The sequence below is a fragment of the Salinicola sp. RZ23 genome (assembly GCF_003206675.1).
In the GTDB taxonomy this organism is placed as follows: Bacteria; Pseudomonadota; Gammaproteobacteria; order Pseudomonadales; family Halomonadaceae; genus Salinicola; species Salinicola endophyticus.
Genome location: NZ_PZJK01000007.1, coordinates 488,724 through 505,340 on the forward strand (window position 1 = coordinate 488,724; position 16,617 = coordinate 505,340).

General features: G+C 66.3%; 14 protein-coding genes. All 14 read right to left on the reverse strand.

Translation table 11 applies throughout. The features are described from left to right. Positions 1–87: 87 nt before the first annotated feature. A complete protein-coding gene (gene dnaE, locus DOM67_RS08365) occupies positions 88–3,594 on the reverse strand; it encodes a DNA polymerase III subunit alpha (RefSeq protein WP_110675161.1) in 3,507 nt (1,168 codons plus the stop codon). A 97-nt stretch (positions 3,595–3,691) separates the two neighbouring features. Further along, positions 3,692–4,318 carry a ribonuclease HII gene (gene rnhB / locus DOM67_RS08370; RefSeq protein WP_110675162.1) on the reverse strand — a complete coding sequence of 209 codons (627 nt, stop codon included), beginning with the start codon at positions 4,316–4,318 and terminating at the stop codon, positions 3,692–3,694. Positions 4,319–4,328: 10 nt separating this feature from the next. Beyond that, positions 4,329–5,495 (reverse strand): lipid-A-disaccharide synthase, encoded by a 1,167-nt coding sequence (lpxB, locus tag DOM67_RS08375; protein WP_110675163.1) that lies wholly within the window; start codon positions 5,493–5,495, stop codon positions 4,329–4,331. A gap of 16 nt (positions 5,496–5,511) precedes the next feature. Beyond that, positions 5,512–6,279 carry an acyl-ACP--UDP-N-acetylglucosamine O-acyltransferase gene (gene lpxA, locus DOM67_RS08380; protein WP_110675164.1) on the reverse strand — a complete coding sequence of 256 codons (768 nt, stop codon included), beginning with the start codon at positions 6,277–6,279 and terminating at the stop codon, positions 5,512–5,514. Continuing rightward, positions 6,276–6,719 carry a 3-hydroxyacyl-ACP dehydratase FabZ gene (gene fabZ / locus DOM67_RS08385; protein WP_110675165.1) on the reverse strand — a complete coding sequence of 148 codons (444 nt, stop codon included), beginning with the start codon at positions 6,717–6,719 and terminating at the stop codon, positions 6,276–6,278. The genes lpxA and fabZ overlap by 4 nt, the downstream gene beginning before the upstream one ends. A 149-nt stretch (positions 6,720–6,868) precedes the next feature. After that, positions 6,869–7,909 (reverse strand): UDP-3-O-(3-hydroxymyristoyl)glucosamine N-acyltransferase, encoded by a 1,041-nt coding sequence (lpxD, locus tag DOM67_RS08390; RefSeq protein ID WP_110675166.1) that lies wholly within the window; start codon positions 7,907–7,909, stop codon positions 6,869–6,871. A gap of 22 nt (positions 7,910–7,931) precedes the next feature. Next, a complete protein-coding gene (locus DOM67_RS08395; protein WP_232825183.1) occupies positions 7,932–8,399 on the reverse strand; it encodes an OmpH family outer membrane protein in 468 nt (155 codons plus the stop codon). A gap of 203 nt (positions 8,400–8,602) precedes the next feature. Further along, positions 8,603–10,939, reverse strand: a complete 2,337-nt coding sequence (gene bamA, locus DOM67_RS08400; RefSeq protein WP_232825184.1) for an outer membrane protein assembly factor BamA — start codon at positions 10,937–10,939, stop codon at positions 8,603–8,605. 148 nt (positions 10,940–11,087) lie between these two features. Then, a complete protein-coding gene (gene rseP, locus DOM67_RS08405; protein WP_110675168.1) occupies positions 11,088–12,443 on the reverse strand; it encodes a sigma E protease regulator RseP in 1,356 nt (451 codons plus the stop codon). 28 nt (positions 12,444–12,471) lie between these two features. Next, positions 12,472–13,671 (reverse strand): 1-deoxy-D-xylulose-5-phosphate reductoisomerase, encoded by a 1,200-nt coding sequence (gene ispC / locus DOM67_RS08410; RefSeq protein ID WP_110675169.1) that lies wholly within the window; start codon positions 13,669–13,671, stop codon positions 12,472–12,474. Between the two features lie 6 nt (positions 13,672–13,677). Further along, positions 13,678–14,478 (reverse strand): phosphatidate cytidylyltransferase, encoded by an 801-nt coding sequence (locus tag DOM67_RS08415; protein ID WP_110675320.1) that lies wholly within the window; start codon positions 14,476–14,478, stop codon positions 13,678–13,680. Beyond that, positions 14,471–15,232 carry a polyprenyl diphosphate synthase gene (gene uppS / locus DOM67_RS08420; RefSeq protein WP_110675170.1) on the reverse strand — a complete coding sequence of 254 codons (762 nt, stop codon included), beginning with the start codon at positions 15,230–15,232 and terminating at the stop codon, positions 14,471–14,473. Before uppS ends, DOM67_RS08415 begins: the two co-directional genes overlap by 8 nt. A 63-nt stretch (positions 15,233–15,295) precedes the next feature. Beyond that, positions 15,296–15,853 (reverse strand): ribosome recycling factor, encoded by a 558-nt coding sequence (gene frr / locus DOM67_RS08425; RefSeq protein WP_106419449.1) that lies wholly within the window; start codon positions 15,851–15,853, stop codon positions 15,296–15,298. Positions 15,854–15,863: 10 nt separating this feature from the next. Continuing rightward, the gene (gene pyrH / locus DOM67_RS08430; protein WP_110675171.1) at positions 15,864–16,610 is read right to left on the reverse strand and encodes a UMP kinase; all 747 of its coding nucleotides are present in this window, start codon (positions 16,608–16,610) and stop codon (positions 15,864–15,866) included. Positions 16,611–16,617 lie beyond the last annotated feature (7 nt).

Below are 16,617 nucleotides of genomic sequence, written 5' to 3' on the forward strand. Positions count from 1 at the left end.
GTGATGTCCTGGCAACCTGAAGCGTGCGGCGTACGCTGCGGCGAAAACGCGTCATTATCGCACCCTCACGAGTGTTAGCAACCGCCGTCAACCGCCGCGGTAGCGCAGGGCGACCGATTCGTGGCCCTCGACGTCGCGCAGCGCGGTGATCAGCTCATCGCTGGGCGATACCCGCCACGCCTCGGCGAGCTCGAAGCAGCCGCTGGCACTGGCGTTGCGATAGCGCACCCGCACCGGCAGCCCGCGCTCACTCAGCCACGGCGTCAGGCTGTCGTGGAGCGAGCGCGAGAAGCGGCCGTTGAGACGCGCGCCGTCGACGCTGAGCTCGATCGCTTCGCCGAAGCGGGCGCGGGCGTCCGCCATCAGCGTGACCTCCTTGCTGCGCAGACGCAGACCGCCGGAGTAGTCGTCGCTGGAGACTTCGCCCTCGATGATCAGCACCTGGTCGGCGTTGAGCTGGCCGCGCACCTGATCGAACAGTTCGCCGAACAGCGACGCCTCGATGCGCCCGGTGCGGTCGTCGAGGGTGACGAAGGCCATGGTGTCGCCGCGCTTGGATTTCATGGTACGCATCGCCACCACCAGCCCGGCCACGCGCTGCGGCTCCCGCGACGGCTTGAGATCGACGATCCGGGTGGCCACGAAGCGCTTGAGCTCGTGCTCGTACTCGTCGATCGGGTGGCCGGTGAGATAGAGCCCGAGGGTATCCTTCTCACCGGCCAGGCGCTCCTTGTCGCTCCAGTCGCGGGCGTGACGATAGTCGGCATAGACGTCGCCATCGGCGGTATCGACGAAGGCCTCGCCGAACATGTCGATCATGCCCAGATTCTGGTTGGTCTGGTTCTGCGACGCGGCCTTGAGTGCGGCGTCCAGCGAGGCCGCCATCACCGCCCGCGACGGCCCCAGGTTGTCGAGCGCGCCGGAGCGGATCAGCGCCTCGAGGGTGCGCTTGTTCATGCGCTTGCCGTCGATGCGGCGGCAGAAGTCGAACAGATCGGTGAACGGCCCTTCGGCCTGACGAGCCTCGACGATCGCCGCGATCGGGCCCTCGCCCACGCCGCGGATCGCCCCCAGGCCATAGACCACCCGGGCGTTGTCATCGACGGTGAACTTGTAGGCGCCGACATTGACGTCCGGCGGGGTCACCGTCAGTCCGATATGGCGACACTCCTCGATCAGCGGCACCACCTTGTCGAGGTTGTCCATCTCAGTGGAGAGCACCGCGGCCATGAACGGCCCCGGGTAGTGCGCCTTGAGCCAGGCGGTCTGATAGGAGACCAGCCCGTAAGCCGCCGAGTGTGACTTGTTGAAGCCGTAGCCGGCGAACTTCTCCACCAGGTCGAACAGGTTGCCGGCGAGGTCGGCATCGATGCCGTTGTTGGCACACCCCTCCATGAAGCCGGCGCGCTGCTTGGCCATCTCCTCCGGCTTCTTCTTGCCCATGGCGCGGCGCAGCATGTCCGCCTGCCCCAGGGTGTAGCCGGCCAGGACCTGGGCGATCTGCATCACCTGCTCCTGGTAGAGGATGATGCCGTAGGTGGGTTCGAGAACCGGCTTCAATAACTCGTGCTGGTAGTCCGGGTGGGGATAGGCCAGCTCGGCACGGCCGTGCTTACGGTTGATGAAGTCATCCACCATGCCCGACTGCAGCGGCCCCGGGCGGAACAGTGCGACGAGGGCGATCATGTCCTCCAGCGAGTCGGGCTGCAGGCGCTTGATCAGCTCCTTCATGCCGCGGGATTCGAGCTGGAACACCGCCGTGGTCTCGGCCTTCTTGAGCATGTCGAAGGTCGGCTTGTCGTCGAGCGGGATGGTGCCGATATCCAGCGGCCCCTGGCCCTCGCGGCCGCGCACCACATCGACCATCTCCAGCGCCCAGTCGATGATGGTGAGCGTGCGCAGGCCGAGGAAGTCGAACTTGACCAGCCCAGCGTCCTCGACATCGTTCTTGTCGAACTGCACCACCAGCCCGGAGCCGTCCGGCTCGCACAGCAGCGGCGAGAAGTCGGTGAGCTTGGTCGGCGCGATCACCACCCCGCCGGCGTGCTTGCCGGTACCGCGGGTGATGCCCTCGAGCTTGAGCGCCATCTCCCAGATCTCGGCGGCCTCCTCGTCGAACTCGAGGTACTCCTTGAGCTGCGGCTCCTGCTCGATCGCCTTGGCCAGGGTCATGCCGACCTCGAACGGGATCAGCTTGGAGAGCTTGTCGCCCATCGAGTAGGGCTTGCCCTGGGCGCGTGCCACGTCGCGCACCACCGCCTTGGCCGCCATGGTGCCGAAGGTGACGATCTGCGATACCGCGTTGCGGCCGTAGCGGTCGGCCACGTAGTCGATCACCCGGTCGCGCTTCTCCATGCAGAAGTCGACATCGAAGTCGGGCATCGAGACACGCTCGGGGTTGAGGAAGCGCTCGAACAGCAGGTCGTACTCCAGCGGATCGAGATCGGTGATCTTGAGCGCGTAGGCGACCAGCGAGCCGGCCCCGGAACCACGCCCCGGCCCCACCGGGATGTCGTTGTCCTTGGCCCACTGAATGAAGTCCATCACGATCAGGAAGTAGCCGGGGAAGCCCATCTTGAGAATGATGTCGAGTTCGAAGTCGAGGCGCTTGCGGTACTCGGGCTCGTACTCGGCGAGCACGCGGCCGGGATAGATCGGGTTGTCGCCCTCGAACAGCTGCTGCAGGCGCTGGCTGAGACCGTCATGGGAGATCTTGCGGAAGAAGGTGTCCTGGGTCATGCCCTCGGGAATCGGATACTCCGGCAGGAAGATCTCCCCCAGGCGCACCGTGGCGTTGCAGCGCGCCGCGATCAGCACACTGTTCTCCAGCGCCTCGGGGATATCGGCGAACAGCGCCGCCATCTCCTCCGGGGTCTTGAGATACTGCTCCTCGGTGTACTTGCGCTCGCGCCGCGGATCCTCCAGCGCCTTGCCCTCGCCGATCGAGACTCGGGTCTCGTGGGCCCAGAAGTCCTCGCGGGCGAGGAAGCGCACGTCGTTGGTGGCCACCACCGGGGTACCGGTCTCGCTGGCCAGGCGCACGGAGTGGTAGACGCACTCCTCGTCGTACTGCCGCCCGGTGCGCTGCAGCTCGAGATAGAAGCGCCCGGGGAAGTGCTGGTTCCACTCCGCCAGCAGGGTGCGCGCGGTATCGACGTGCTCGGCGATCAGAAAGCGCCCGATCTCGCCCTCGCGCGCCCCGGAGAGCGCGATCAGCCCTTCGCTCTGTTCGAACACCCACTGCTTGTCGAGGATCGCCTGGTTCTGGCGCTGGCCGTCGGTCCAGGCGCGCGAGATCAGCTCGGTCAGATTGCGGTAGCCGGTGTCGTTCATCGCCAGCAGCGTGAGCCGGTAGGGGTGGCTCTCGTCGTGGGCGTTGTGGAGCCAGAAGTCGGCGCCGATGACCGGCTTCAGGCCGGCCCCCTGGGCCGCCTTGTAGACCTTCACCAGGCCAAACAGGTTGGTGTCGTCGGTGACCGCCACGGCCGGCATGCCGGCCTCCACGCTGGCATTGATCAGCGGCTTGAGGCGAACCAGGCCGTCGACCAGGGAGTACTCGCTGTGAACACGGAGATGAACGAAAGGTGTAGTCATGACGAACTCGAGATCGGGCGGCGAATGAGTGACCGCGACAGGATACCAGCTTGGCCCCGGGCAAGCAGAGACTCCCGGGAATAGGACCGGCCAAGGGTCAGGAGAACAGTGCCAGCTGCTCGCGTACCGGGGCGAACGAGCGCCGATGCGCCGCGAGCGGCCCCCAGCGGACGAGCGCATCCAGGTGCTCGCGGGTGGGGTAGCCCTTGTGGCGGGCGAAGCCATACTCGGGATGACGCGCATCCAGCTCGGTCATCTGGGCGTCGCGTGCCACCTTGGCCAGAATCGACGCGGCGCTGATCGCGGGGTGGCGCAGATCGCCCTTGACCACCGCCTGCCCCGGACAGACGTGGCCCGGCAGGCGGTTGCCGTCGACCAGCAGATACTCCGCCGCCAGCGGCAGCGCATCGATGGCGCGGCGCATCGCCAGATGCGTGGCGTGATAGATATTGAGCTGGTCGATCTCCTCCGGCGAGGCCTCGGCCACCGCGAACGCCAGCGCCTGCTCGCGGATGCGTAGATCCAGCGCCTCGCGACGGGCCGCACTCAACCGCTTGGAGTCGGTCAGCCCATCGATGGGGCGCGCCGGATCGAGGATCACCGCGGCCGCCACCACCGCGCCCACCAGCGGGCCGCGACCGACTTCGTCGACGCCGGCGAGACGCTCGCCATGGTAGTCGATCACCAGTTCGGGATAGGTCCGGGGGGCGCGCTTGGCGGGCATGGCTGGTCTCTCAGGCGGAGGTGGCGGTGACGCTGAGCGCACCCTGCTCGACCAGTTCGAGCACCGCACTGGCGGCGCGCTCGCTGGCACCGCGTTGCAGTCCGGCATGCAGCTCGGCGAAGCGCGTCTCCAGCGCCTCACGCCGGGCACTCTCCTCGAACCAGGGCGTCAGTGTCTCGACCAGGCGCTCGGCATCGACCGCGTCCTGAATCAGCTCCGGCACCAGCCCCTCCTGGGCGATCAGATTGGGCAGCGAGATCCAGCGTGTCTTGACCAACCGCTGAGCCAGCCAGTAAGTGGCCGGCGCCATGCGATAGGCGACCACCATGGCACGGTGACACAGCATGGTCTCCAGCGCCGCGGTGCCCGACGTCAGCAGCACCGCGTCGGCGGCGGTCATCGCCTCGCGCGAGCGGCCATCGCAGAGCGTGACCCGGTCGGCCAGCGGCGGAAAACGTTCGAGCAGTGCCTCGAGCTCGCGCCGACGCTGCGGCGAGGCCGCGGGGATCACCACCTGCAACTCACCCAAGCGCTCGCGCAACGCGGCGGCGGCGCGCAGGAAGATCTCGCCCTGGAAGCGCACCTCGTTGCTGCGCGAACCAGGCAGCAGCGCCAGGGTCGGCGTGACCGGGTCGAGCCCCAGCGCCTCGCGCGCGGCGCCGCGATCGTTGACCAGCGGCAGCTCGTCGGCCAGCGGATGGCCGACATAGGCCACCGGCACCCGATGCTCGGCGTAGAACGCGGCCTCGAACGGCAGAAAGGTGAGCATGGCATCGACCGCCCGCGCGATCTTCTTGACCCGGCCCTGACGCCAGGCCCAGACCGAGGGGCTGACATAGTGGGCGGTGCGGATGCCGCGTTGGCGCAGCTGAAGCTCGAGGCCGAGATTGAAGTCCGGGGCGTCGATGCCGATCATCACGTCGGGCCGCCAGGCGAGTGCATCGCGCTTCAGATGGCGGCGCACCTTGATCAGCCCCGGCAGGTGCTTGAGCACCTCGACCAGCCCCATCACCGACAGAGTCTCCAGCGGATAGAGGGACTCGAGCCCCTGGGCCTGCATGCGCGGGCCGCCGATGCCGCGGAACTCGACGTCGGGGCGGCGCTGACGCAGCGCCTGCATCAGCCCGGCACCGAGGATGTCGCCGGAGAGTTCGCCGGCCACCAGATAGACACGCATCCTGCCCCCGGACCGGCTAGCGGATGATGCCGCGCTGGGAGACCTTGAGCGAATCGACGAAGCGCTGGGTCTCCTCGAGCGCGAAGCGGCTCTCGATCTCGGCGATCGCCTGCTCCAGGGTCAGCCCCTTGCGGTAGACCAGCCGGTACCCCTCACCGAGGGCCTTGATCGCCTCGGCGGAGAAGCCACGGCGCTTGAGTCCGATCGAATTGAGCCCGTGGGGCGCGGCCGGGTTGCCGCTGACCATGATGAAGGCCGGGATATCCTTGGTGATCGCCGAGCAACCGCCGACCATGGCGTGCTCGCCCATGTGGCAGAACTGGTGGATCGCCGACAGCCCGCCCAGGATGGAGTGGTTCCCCAGGGTGACGTGGCCGGCCAGGGTGGCCTGGTTGGCCAGGATGCAGTCGTCGCCGATCAGGCAGTCGTGGCCGACGTGGGAGTAGGCCATGAACAGATTGCGGCTGCCGATGGTGGTGACGCCACGATCCTGCATCGTGCCACGGTGGATGGTCACGCTCTCGCGGATGACGTTGTCGTCACCCACCTCCAGGCGGGTGGGTTCACCGGCGTACTTCTTGTCCTGGCACTCCTCGCCCACGGAGGCGAACTGGAAGATGCGATTGCGCTGGCCCAGGCGTGTCGGCCCCTTGATCACCACGTGCGGGCCGATCACGCAGCCCGCATCGATCTCGACATCGGGACCGATCACACTGTACGGGCCGACCTCGACGTCAGCGGCCAGACGCGCAGAGGGATCGACGATGGCGGTGGGATGAATCAAGCGATTTTCCTCTCGGCACAGATGATTTCGCCCTCGCAGGCCAGCTCGCCGTCGACGCTGGCGCGACAGGCGAACTTCCAGATGCCGCGCTTGCCCTTGATCACGTCGGCTTCGAGCTTGAGCTGGTCGCCCGGCATCACCGGGCGCTTGAAGCGCATGTTGTCGCTGCCCACGAGGTAGTAGACGTAACCGTCGGCGGGCAACTTGTTGACCGTCTTGAAGCCGAGGATACCGCAGGCCTGGGCCAGTGCCTCGATGATCAGCACACCCGGCATGATCGGATGATGGGGGAAGTGGCCGTTGAAGAAGGGTTCGTTGATGCTGACGTTCTTGTACGCCACGATCGATTCGCCCAGCGTGATCTCCATCACGCGATCTACCAGCAGAAACGGATAACGATGCGGTAGATACTCACGAATCTGGTTGATGTCCATTATCATCAATACGACCTCTGAAATAACGAAATGCCTGCCATAAAGGCAGGCACACGGAGGTAAAGCGGCGTTCACCCATGTGGGCGGGCATTATACAGGCGCACTACATGGCTGCCAGTCTTTCACCCCCGCGCCGGTTGCCGTTCTGCCCCCGTTCACGCATCGCGTCGGCCACGCTCGAGTCGTGTCAGACGCTTGGCGATCTCGTCCAACTGCTTGAAGCGTACCGCGTTCTTGCGCCACTGACTATTCGACATCGAGCCCGTGCCGGAGGAGTAGACACCCGGCTCGAGAATCGAATTGGTGACCAGACTCATGCCCGTCACCTGGACCCCGTCGGCCAGGGTCAGATGGCCCGAGAGCCCCACCCCGCCGCCCAGCAGACAGTGACGGCCGACCTTGGTCGAGCCGGCGATGCCGACACAACCGGCCAGCGCGCTGTGATCGCCGATCTGCACGTTGTGGGCGATCTGCACCTGGGAGTCGATCTTGACCCCGTTACCGATCAGGGTGTCACCCAGCGCGCCGCGGTCGATGCTCGAACAGCTGCCCACCTCGACGTCGTCCCCCAGACACACTCCACCGAGCTGAGCGATCTTCTCCCAGTGGGCGCCGTCGTGGGCGAAGCCGAAGCCATCGCCGCCGATCACGCAGCCGCTGTGGAGAATCGCCCGCTGTCCCACGCTGACGCCGTGATAGAGGGTGACATTGGCGTGCAGACGCGAGCCCTGGCCCAGGGTAGTGTCGGCACCGATGAAGCTGCCGGCACCGATCACGCAGTCATCGGCGATCTCGACCCCGGCCTCGATCACGCAGTGCGCGCCGATCTCGACCCGCGCCCCGATCACCGCATCGGGGGAGACCACCGCGCTGGGGTGGACGCCCTGCGGGTCGCGGTTGGTCAGCGGGTCGAACAGCCGCGACAGCTTCGCGTAGCCCAGATAGGGATTGTCGAGCTCCAGGCGCGGGCACGGGCAGGTCTCGCCGTGGGCCGGGTGCACCAGCACCGCACTGGCCCGGGTATCGGCCAGATACTTGAGATAGGCGCGATTGGCGAGAAACGCCAGATCGCCCGGAGCGGCATCGGTCAGGGTCGCCAGGCCGCTGACGCGGAGGTCGGGATCACCGACCAGACGAGCCTCGATGCGCTCGGCGAGTTCGCCGAGCGTGTAGGAAGCGGGGGCAGCACTCTTCATGAACGGGGGCCGTTCTCGATCGTCAGTTGAGTGAGTTGAAGATCTTGGTCACTTCGTTGGTGATGTCCAGGCTGTCGCCGGAGTAGACCACCGCGTCGCGATCCACGACCATGTCGAGCCCACGCTGCTTGACCACACGCTGGATTGCCTGGTCGAGCTTGGGCTTGGCGCTCTTCAGATACTGCTGTTCGGCCTGCTGCTGAGCCTGGGCGATCTGGCCGCGCAGCTGCTGGAACTGGCTGCCCTTCTGACGCAGCTGCTGCGTCACCGAGTTGCGCTCGGACTCGGACATCACGTCACCGTTCTTCTGCAGCTTCTCCTGCAGCTGCTGCAGCTGCTGACCGAGCGCCTCGGCCTGCTTCTGCTGCGGCCCGATGCGATTCTTCAGCTGGTTCATCGATGCCTGTGCCGACTGTGAGGACATCAGCGCCTGGCGCCAGTCGAGCACGCCAACGTCGGTGGCCATCGCCGGCAGGGAAACCATCGTCATGAGCCCTAGCCCGAGGGCACCTATTACCTTGCGCATCCGCGCCTCCTTGAGCCTACGCTCTCGATGAATGGAGCTTGATGAGTGGAGCTTGGTACATCTCGCCCCGGCAGAGACTGCCGTGGCGCTTCGCGGGAGTCGCCCTGCCCCCTGGCGGCGCCCGTTACGGGGCGCCACCGGGGGCGTCGATCGGCGAAAGCCTCCCGTCAGAAGGTCTGACCCAGCGAGAACTGGAATACCTGCGGGTCGTCGCCATCCTTCTCGTTGAGCGGCTTGGCCACGCTGAAGGTCAGCGGCCCCACCGGCGTCAGCCAGGAGAGCCCCAGGCCGACGCTGTAGCGCAGATCGCCCAGGTCGACGCCGCTCTTGCAGCTGGAGGTCATGCCCTCGGGCACGTCGTAGCAGTCGGTCAGGAAGGTGTTGCCCCCGTCCAGGAAGATACTGGTCTGCAGCGAGCGCCGATCTTCGACCCACGGGAACGGGTAGATCAGCTCCGCCGAGCCCTCGACCAGCACGTTGCCGCCCAGGGTATCGTCATCGCCATTGCCGCGCTTGGTGGTCTTCGGTCCCAGCGTGTTGCCGGTGTAACCGCGCACCGAGCCCAAGCCGCCGGCGTAGAAGTTCTCGTAGAACGGATAGGGGTCGTTGGAGCCCAGAGTGTCGGCGTAGCCCAGGTTGCTGCTGAACTTGAGCGACCAGTCCGGGTTGAGCTCGAACAGTTTCTGGCCACGATAGCGCAGCTTGTAGTACTCGGCGTCGGAGCCGGGCACCGCGGTCTCCAGCGAGACGCGCTGATAGCTGCCCGCGGTGGGCATGATGCCCCGGTTCAGGTTGTTGCGGGTCCAGCTCGCGGTCAGCTTGTAGTTGAGGAAGTCCGAACCCTGGTCATCGACGTACTGCACGATCTCGGCCGGGGTGTCGTCGTAGGTATCGATCGACAGACTTTCGAGGCCGACACCGAAGTTCAACCGCGACAGATCGTTGATCGGATAGCCGAAGTTGATGTTGCCGCCGTAGGAGTCGGTGGAGTAGGTCGAGATGTCGGAGTCTTCGTAGTTGGTCTCGCGGTAGAAGACGTTGTAGCCGCGCGAGATACCATCCAGCGTCCAGTACGGATCGGTATAGCCGAAGTTGATATTGGTGAAGGTGTCACTGCGCTGGGCGCCGATGTTGACGCGGTTGCCGGTCCCCAGGAAGTTGTTCTGGGCCAGTGCCGCGCCATAGATCACCCCGGCGCTCTGGGAGAAGCCGACGCTGGCCGAAATCGACCCGGAGGGCTGCTCTTGGACGTTGTAGGTGACATCGAGCTGGTCCGGCTCGCCGGCGACCGGACGGGTGTCGACGTCGACCTGCTTGAAGAAACCGAGCCGCTCGAGCCGCTGACGCGACTGCGAGATCTGGTCGGTGGAGGCCGGCGCCCCTTCCATCTGCACCATCTCGCGGCGCAGCACCTCGTCCTGGGTGGTGGTGTTGCCCTCGAAGTTGATCCGACGCACGTAGGCGCGACGGCCCGGATCGACGCGGAAGGTCACGTCGACGGTGTCGCTGCTCTCGTGCACCGTGGGCACCGCCTTGATGTCGGCGAAGGCGAAGCCCTCGGCGCCGAGCTTCTGGCGCAGCGCCTCGGAGGAGGCGGTGAGCTTGCTCTGGGAGAAATACTCGCCGGGCTTGGCGGTCACCAGCGAGCGCGCCACCGACTCGTCCATCTTGAGATCGCCGTCGAAACGGATCTGGTCGAGCTTGTAGCGCTTGCCCTCGTCGACGTTGATGGTAACGAAGATGCGCGACTTGTCGGGGCTGATCGAGACCTGGGTCGAGGTGATGCGGAAGTTGACGTAGCCGCGATCGAGATACCAGGAGCGCAGCGTCTCCAGGTCACCGGAGAGCGCCTCGCGGGAGTACTTGTCGTCGGAGAACCAGCCGAAGAACCAGCCCGGCTTGTCCTCCAGCTTGAACAGATCGCGCAGGGTATCGTCGTCGTAGGCCTGATTGCCGACCACGTTGATCTGGCGAATCTTGGCGACTTCACCCTCGTTGATATTGATATTGACGCGTACGCGGTTGCGCTCGAGCTGCTCGACCGAGGTCTCGATGTTGGAGCTGTAACGGCCCTGAGACTGATAGAGGCGCTCGAGTTCGCGCTGCATCTCCTCGAGAGTGGAGCGCTGCAGCACCTGCCCTTCGGCGATGCCGGCGTCACGCAGCCCCTTGCGCAGGTCGTCGTCGGATATCTGCGAGTTGCCCTCGATGTTGATCTCGGCGATCGAGGGACGCTCGACCACGTTGATGATCAGGACGTCGCCGTCGCGCGAGAGACGGATGTCGTCGAAAAGCCCGGTCTGGAACAGTTTCTGCGCGGCGTCGCCCAGTTGCTGATCGTCGACCCGCTGGTCGGCGCTGACGGGAAAGGCGTTGAATACCGATGCCGCCGAAACGCGCTGCAGCCCCTCCACGCGAATATCCGAAATCTCGAATGGTGCAGCCAGCGCCACAGGCGAGCTGGCCAGCAACAGTCCTGCCAATCCGATGGTCTTGAGTTTCATGCAATCAGTCGCTTCTCTGGGGTCCGCCCGCGTATCGAACAGGCACCTTATACATTTCCCCCAGTGACTGACAAGGCCAGGCCCGCCGATCACCGAGGTCTTTCCTTCGCCGCCCGTCGTCATCCCTCGGCGGGCACAGCCCTGCCTGCTAGAGCCGCATCAGATCGAAATAGAGGGCCATTACCATCAGACAGCCGACCAGCGCCACGCCGATCTTGAGCCCCATGGCCTGGGCATTCTCCGACACCGGCCGCCCGCGCACCAGCTCGATCAGGTAGTAGACCAGATGACCGCCATCGAGCACCGGGATCGGCAGCAGGTTGAGCACCCCCAGGCTGATCGACAGGTAGGCGAGGAAGCCGACGAAGGTCTCGACCCCGCTGCGCGCCGAGTCGCCGGCGATACGCGCGATGGTGATCGGCCCGGAGAGATTCGAGGGCGAAATCCAGCCCACTACCATCTTGCGGATCGAATCGGCAGTGAGCCAGGTCATCTCGCCGGTCTTCTCGAGCGCCTGACCGACCGCGGCCAGTGGCCCGTAACGAATCTCACGGCGATACTCCGCCGGCCAGGTGACGCGCTCGGAAGCCGCGCCGACATAGCCGATGCGCTCGCCATCCTCACCCTCGCGAACCGCCGGGGTGAGGGTCAGGGTGCGCGTCTCGCCACCCCGCGACAGGGTCACCTGCAGCGGCCGGCCCGGGTGTGCGCGCACCGCGTCGACGAAGCCCGTCCAGTCGTCGAGCTCATGCCCGTCGACGCGCAGCAGGCGGTCGCCGGCCTGGAGCCCGGCCTTGGCCGCCGGGCCGTTCTCGAGCACCTGCCCCAGCACCGCCGGCGCGGTGGGCCGGAACGGCACCACGCCGAGGGTGGCCAGCGGCTGCGGCGGATCCTGGCGCACCAGCCAGCCGCTGACCGGCACGCGATGGACATGGGTCGGGCCTTCGGCGCGTTCACGGGTGGTCACGCTCAGCACCCCATCGGCGCCGATCGCCGCAATCAGCTGCAGATTGACGTCGTTCCAGGAGGGCGTCGACTCGCCCTGCACGCTGACGATCTCCTGGCCCTGACGCAGCCCGCCCTCGGCCGCCGGCGACCCGGGCACCACCTCGCCCACCACCGGTGCCACCGTGGTCGTGCCGTAGACGAACAGCGCCCAGTAGGCGACCACCGCCAGCAGCAGATTGGCGATCGGGCCGGCGGCGACGATAGCGATCCGCGCCCACACGCTCTTGCGATTGAAGGCGTGCTCGCGCTCGGCCGGGTCCACCGGCCCCTCGCGCTCGTCGAGCATCTTGACGTAGCCGCCGAGCGGAATCGCGGCCAGCGCGAACTCGGTGCCATGGCGATCGCGGCGCGACCACAGCGGCTTGCCGAAACCGACCGAAAAGCGCAGCACCTTGACCCCGCAGCGACGCGCGACCCAGAAGTGGCCGAACTCGTGAAAGGTGATCAACAGGCCGAGCACGACGATGACGGCCAGCACATTCTGGAGCGCATCCATCACGCCCGCCCCCTCTAGAAGGATCCGGTCAGCCGGATCGTTGTTGCAGCAGCGCCTCGGCGGTACGCCGGGCGCGTGCATCCTCGCACATTATCACGTCGAGCGAATCGGCCGCGTGCACCTCGAGCGCCTCGAGGGTCGCCGCTACCACCCTGGCGATCCCCGGAAACGACAGCCGGCCGGCGAGAAACGCCTGCACTGCGACCTCGTTGGCGGCGTTGAGCACCGCCGGCGCGGTGCCGCCCGCCGCCATCGCCTGGCGCGCCAGGCGCAGGCAGGGAAAGCGCTGCTCGTCGGGCGGCTCGAAGTCGAGCCGCCCGACCGTGAACAGATCGAGCGCTGCGACCCCGGCATCGATACGCTCGGGCCAGGCCAGTCCGTAGGCGATCGGCGTACGCATGTCGGGATTCCCCAACTGCGCCAACACCGAGCCGTCGCTGTAGCCCACCATCGAATGGACGATGCTCTGGGGGTGCACCACCACCTCGACCTGGGCCGGGGTGGCATCGAACAACCAGCACGCCTCGATCAGCTCCAGCCCCTTGTTCATCAGGGTGGCGCTGTCGACCGAAATCTTCTGCCCCATCGACCAGTTGGGGTGAGCGCAAGCCTGGGCCGGCGTCACCTCGGCCAGGTCGGCACTGGCCCACTCGCGGAACGGGCCACCGGAGGCGGTCAGCAGCAGGCGCGAGACGCCAAGGCGCTCGAGCCCGCCGCGATGCTGCATAGGAAGACACTGATAGATCGCATTATGTTCCGAATCGATCGGTAAAAGTGTCGCCCCGGCGCGCGCCACCGCCTGCATGAACAGACTGCCGGACATCACCAGCGCTTCCTTGTTGGCGAGCAGCACGCGCTTGCCCGCCTCCACCGCCGCCAGCGTCGGCAGCAGTCCCGCGGCGCCGACGATCGCCGCCATTACCACGTCGGCATCGGGATCACCGGCGACCTCGATCAGCGCCTGCTCGCCGCTGCTCACCTCGGTGGCGACATGGCCGGCAGCGCCCAGTTCGGCGCGCAGCCACTCGGCGTCCGCGGCGCTGCCGATCACCGCACGCGCCGGCGACCACGCCAGACACAGGTCGCGCAGCGCCTCGCGGGAGCGCTGAGCAGTCACCGCGTGCAGCCGGTAGCGCTCGGGATGACGCGCCAGCACGTCCAGGGTGCTGCGCCCGATGGAGCCGGTCGCGCCGAGCACGCTGACCTTCAGGGGGGAGGATACGGTCATGCGGGGTTATCCCAGCCAGGGGCTAATCAGCGCGAACAGCGGCACTGCCGCTGTCAGGCTGTCGATGCGATCGAGGATACCGCCATGCCCGGGGAGCAGATGGCTGGAGTCCTTGAGGCCACTGAAGCGCTTGAGCATGCTCTCGAACAGATCGCCCACCACCGAGACCATTGCCACCAGCAGTGCCAGTAACAAAAGCCCCAGGGCCTGCCCCAGATCGAAGGGCAGCCACAGCGCGTAGGCGAGCGCCAGCAGCGCCACCGCCACCCAGCCGCCGTAGACCCCTTCCCAGGATTTGCCGGGGCTGACGTGCCGGGCCAACTTGCGACGACCGAAGCGGCGTCCGGAGAAGTAGGCGCCGATATCCGCCAGCCACACCAGCAGCAGCACGAACAGCAGCCACTCACTGCCCTCCTGGCGCAGCTGATAGAAACCGACCCAGCACGGGAACAGTACCCACACTCCCATCGCCAGACGCACGCCGGGGCGCTGCCACTCCTGGGTGGCATCGGGATAGCGGATGACCCAGCGGGCATTGGCCAACCAGCCGAGCACGCCCAGCCAGAGTGGCCAGTGGGCGGATGCCCAGCCGGCAAACCACGCCAGCAGCAGCAGCAGCGCCAGCGCGGCCGTGTAGGCCAGGCGCGGAGCGGTAGCGGCGAAGCCAGCGAGACGTGCCCACTCCCAGGCGCCGAGCAGCAGCACCAGGGCGGTGAACAGCGCGAAGGCGCCGCCGTCGAGTCCGAACAGGCCAGCCAGCGCCAGCGGCGCCAGTATCAGTGCGGTGAGAATCCGTTGCCTAAGCACCATTCGCCTCGACTTGCTGTTGGCTCATGCCGAAGCGGCGCTGGCGCTGGCGAAAATCACCCAGCGCGGCATCGAACGCGGCGGCGTCGAAATCGGGCCATAGCTGCGGCGAAAACACCAGTTCGGCGTAGGCCAGCTGCCACAGCAGGAAGTTGGAGATGCGCTGCTCGCCGCTGGTACGGATGCACAGATCCACCGCCGGCTCGCCAGCCAGGCAGATTTCGCTATCGAGCAGCGTCTCGTCGATCTCTTCCGGGGCCAGCTCGCCGTCGGCCACCCGCCGGGCCAGCCGGCGCGAGGCCTCGGCGATGTCCCAGCGGCCGCCGTAGTTGGCCGCCACCACCAGGTGCAGGCCCGGATTGTCACGGGTCTGCGCCTCGGCACGCGCCATCTGCTTCTGCAGCGAACTGGAGAAGCGCCGGCGGTCGCCGATGATCGACAGCCGGATGCCGTTGTCGTCGAGCTTCTTGACCTCGCGCTTGAGCACGAGCATGAAGAGCTCCATCAAGGCACTGACTTCGGCCGAGGGCCGGCGCCAGTTCTCGCTGGAGAAGGCGAACAGTGTGAGGGTGCCGATGCCGAGCTCCGCCGCCCGGCGGATCACACTGCGCAACGACTCGACCCCAGCGCGATGTCCCTGCGCACTGGAGAGCCCCCGGGCGCGCGCCCAGCGATTGTTGCCGTCCATGATGATCGCCACATGGCGAGGCACCGACGACGTCGCTAAAGCGTCACGCGACTGCATGTCTGTCATGATATCTCGCAAGCCGGATGGGCGGCGGCGACACGCGCCTCATGCCCGTGCCGCCGTCGAACCTTACACCTGCATCAGGTCGTGTTCCTTGGTTTCCAGAAGCTTGTCGATCTCGCTGACGTACTTGTCTGTCAGCTTCTGGACCTCCTCTTCACCGCGACGCTCGTCGTCCTCGGTGATCTCCTTGTCCTTGAGCAGGGACTTGAGGTCGCTGTTGGCGTCGCGGCGCACGTTACGCACCGCCACGCGGGCGTTCTCGGCCTCGGCGCGGGCCTGCTTGATGTAGTTGCGGCGCGTCTCTTCGGTCAGCGGCGGCATCGGCACGCGGATGACGGTACCCGCGGTGGCCGGATTCAAGCCCAGATCGGAAGTCATGATCGCCTTCTCGATCTTCTGCACCATGGTGCGTTCCCACGGCGTGACGGCGAGCGTGCGCGCATCCTCGACGTTGACGTTGGCGACCTGGTTGAGCGGCACGTCGCTGCCGTAGTACTCGACCATCACCGCATCCAGAATGCTGGGGTGGGCGCGCCCGGTACGAATCTTGTGGAAGTTGGTCTGGAGCGACTCCAGGCTCTTCTTCATGCGCCCTTCGGCGTCTTTCTTGATGTCGTCGATCATGTCCTAAACCTCAATCAATCAGCGTGCCTTCTCGTCCACCGACCACCAGATTCAACAGCGCGCCAGGCTTGGTCATGTCGAAGACGCGAACCGGCATGTCATGGTCACGCACCAGACAGATGGCGGTCAAATCCATCACACCGAGCTTCTGGTCGAGGACGTCATCATACCCCAGGCGCTCGTACTTGATGGCATCCGGGTGCTTGACCGGATCCTTGTCGTAGACGCCGTCGACCTTGGTGGCCTTGACCACCACGTTGGCATCGATCTCGATGCCACGCAGACAGGCAGCTGAGTCGGTGGTGAAGAAGGGGTTACCGGTGCCCGCGGAGAAGATCACCACGTCGCCGGAGGTGAGATAGCGAATCGCGGTGCGGCGATCGTAGTGCTCGACCACGCCGCTCATGGGAATCGCCGACATCACCCGCGAGCGGATGTTGGAGCGCTCCAGCGCATCACGCATCGCCAGCGCGTTCATCACCGTCGCCAGCATCCCCATATGGTCGCCGGTGACCCGCTCCATGCCGGCGGCATGCAGTGCCGCGCCGCGGAACAGGTTGCCGCCGCCGATCACCATGCCTACCTGTACGCCGATCCCCACCAGCTGGCCGATCTCCAGTGCCATGCGGTCGAGCACCTTGGGATCGATACCGAATTCCTGCTCTCCGGTCAGCGCCTCGCCGGAAAGCTTGAGCAGGATGCGCTTGTACTTCGACTTTTCGGTGGGCTTGTTCGAGCGATCGACGACGTCGGACATGGGGTCT

Coding starts and splice junctions, on each gene's coding strand:
- dnaE (WP_110675161.1), bottom strand. CDS start 3,594: ATGACTACACCTTTCGTTCATCTCCGTGTTCACAGCGAGTACTCCCTG.
- rnhB (WP_110675162.1), bottom strand. CDS start 4,318: ATGCCCGCCAAGCGCGCCCCCCGGACCTATCCCGAACTGGTGATCGAC.
- lpxB (WP_110675163.1), bottom strand. CDS start 5,495: ATGCGTGTCTATCTGGTGGCCGGCGAACTCTCCGGCGACATCCTCGGT.
- fabZ (WP_110675165.1), bottom strand. CDS start 6,719: ATGATAATGGACATCAACCAGATTCGTGAGTATCTACCGCATCGTTAT.
- lpxD (WP_110675166.1), bottom strand. CDS start 7,909: ATGAAGAGTGCTGCCCCCGCTTCCTACACGCTCGGCGAACTCGCCGAG.
- DOM67_RS08395 (WP_232825183.1), bottom strand. CDS start 8,399: ATGACGATGGTTTCCCTGCCGGCGATGGCCACCGACGTTGGCGTGCTC.
- bamA (WP_232825184.1), bottom strand. CDS start 10,939: ATGAAACTCAAGACCATCGGATTGGCAGGACTGTTGCTGGCCAGCTCG.
- rseP (WP_110675168.1), bottom strand. CDS start 12,443: ATGGATGCGCTCCAGAATGTGCTGGCCGTCATCGTCGTGCTCGGCCTG.
- ispC (WP_110675169.1), bottom strand. CDS start 13,671: ATGACCGTATCCTCCCCCCTGAAGGTCAGCGTGCTCGGCGCGACCGGC.
- uppS (WP_110675170.1), bottom strand. CDS start 15,232: ATGACAGACATGCAGTCGCGTGACGCTTTAGCGACGTCGTCGGTGCCT.
- frr (WP_106419449.1), bottom strand. CDS start 15,853: ATGATCGACGACATCAAGAAAGACGCCGAAGGGCGCATGAAGAAGAGC.
- pyrH (WP_110675171.1), bottom strand. CDS start 16,610: ATGTCCGACGTCGTCGATCGCTCGAACAAGCCCACCGAAAAGTCGAAG.